Source organism: Candidatus Saccharimonadales bacterium, from assembly GCA_035457485.1.
Lineage (GTDB): Bacteria > Patescibacteriota > Saccharimonadia > Saccharimonadales > EFPC-124 > DATIBO01.
In genome coordinates this window covers 1-2,063 of record DATIBO010000003.1, presented here as the reverse complement: position 1 = coordinate 2,063, position 2,063 = coordinate 1, and the positions used below count along the sequence as shown (strand labels likewise).

The 2,063-nt window shown below is 47.1% G+C and carries 1 protein-coding gene; it reads left to right on the top strand.

The annotated features are described in order from the left end of the window. Window positions 1-1,258 precede the first annotated feature (1,258 nt). Entirely contained in the window at window positions 1,259-1,549 is a 291-nt protein-coding gene (locus tag VLA77_00035) for a hypothetical protein (GenBank protein ID HSE28969.1), read from the top strand. Window positions 1,550-2,063: the final 514 nt, after the last annotated feature.

Here is a 2,063-nt window from a genome sequence, read left to right as displayed (position 1 = left end):
GGGTGTTTGTTAAGTTCATCTTGAGTAACCATACAGCTCAAAAGGGAAGGGACGTAAGAGGCTGGCGGTACATTGCGTACCTGTTTGTGTGTCCTTGTTGTCCCTTTCCCTTAGAAAGTTTGTCATGACTTTTTGCATATTAACATGTATTGACACTTTTCGTCAACCCCTATTGAGTTTTCCACAGGTTTGATGCCAGTAGTAATAAATATACTAATACGGGTTTTCCACAACCCGTATAAGAATTAGACACATTTCGTATATCTCTTTATTCTCTTACGTACTTACGCCCGTATACAGGCATACATATATAAACGTACGACCACCTTCCTGTACGAGGAGCTGTAGAGCTGCGGGTTTTTAGAGATGAAAAGCATGCTTATATAGTGTGGGGCAGGCTAAATGTGGCCTGGCGCGAAACTTCAAGGGGGGAAAGTACCTCAAGTAAACACTTTAACTTTAGCAGTCACACCCTTTAGACTCCGACGCTGGGAAGCTCAACTATTCACTTCAGATTTCACTGCAGGTTTCTTCGCCTCTCGAACACGCACATGCGCACACACGCACGCACACGCTCGCCCGCACGTTCGGTACGCTCTCGCCATGTCGTCCATGTCCCCGTCGATGTCTCGTACGCGTTTGGCGCTCGAACGCGCCTGTTCCGATTGATGTTTTTTGGTGTCTCCGTCGTGAGAATGTGTCACATTTTCGTGAATAGCGTCGACAAATTCGCTTTTTCTTTGCCTTTTGTGTCACGTTTGTGAGACAGGTTATCGTCGAGACCGTACGCGTACGACAATGACACTGTTTTGACACTTTTGTCGACGATCTTTTGACATTTTTGACACTTTTGACACCATTTTGACACTTTTCACCTCGTCGGGATGTCGAATGCGTAGGAGACCCGAACGCGTTCGTCACAGCCTCGACAAAATGCCGTTGGCATGCCGATTGCAGGGGGTTTGGCCGTTCGCCGATTCAGCTCGTCGAATGCGTCGCCTAGCGACTCGAGCTGGTAGGTGACCTAACGCTCCTACGCGTAATCGTAGCGAGCAACGCACGGTCTCGAGCATGGGATCGAGCATAACGCTGAGTGCAGGAATGTATGCTCGTAAGGCACGAGTACACCATCCAACGCACGGCCAATCGAGCGTTATTCTCGATTCTCTGCTCGAGATCCTTGACAACTGAATAGCTCTAGTTCGTGAATCTCCTCGAGAGTAGAGTGCACGTAGACTCAAGCTCTCTGGAGGATATCATGATCGAGAATACAGAGCAAGAGAAATTAGACTGGTTTGTAGTCGAGATTGACTCTTTACCAGCACAAGCTCAGAGACTCTACCAGAGCATGGTTGAGTTAAATCAGCAAGCCTCGAATAGACGTAAAGAACTCGAGGCTATTGTGCGAGAGAGAGCAAGTCAAGCTAACCAGATTCCTGCCGGACATGAGGCGATATTTAACTATCGCTACGGCAAGATGAGCTTAGCGTTTAAGCCATATGGCGCGACTAAGACTACTAAGACTAAATCTACTTTCAAGCTTGCCTAGAATCCCTCGAGGGAGTCTAGTAGCAATACTAGACTCTCGAAGAGACTCACGAACACACAGGCATAGAGAATACTGCCGTAGTGACAAATCTAAGTGCGTAATAGCCATCGAGATAAGCTTAGTCGCCACGCATAATCTTATCGACTAACGCATATACGCTAATAGACTTGTCGAGGATAAAACTGGCTGTGTGTAAGTGTACCTCGCAAAAAAAGTGTACGCTCGGAGTCCATCTCTTGAGCTACGGGCATATCGCTACATAGGCAAAGCGTAGTAGTCAGATAGGGCTATGAGGAGTGCTGGCCTCGGTGATATGTTGAGCTGAGATGTGAATCCACTAGCTTGAAACGCTAGGAGTGTATCGGCCAATAGGCTGACTGTACTGGTTATCCGCTTCCAGACGTATGCAAAGTGTAGGCGTATGAACTACCACGGAGGAACAGACTAATGGAATCTCTTTTCATAGCTTACGTGAGGAGGATACAATCATGTATACTTGTGTATATCTATCTCA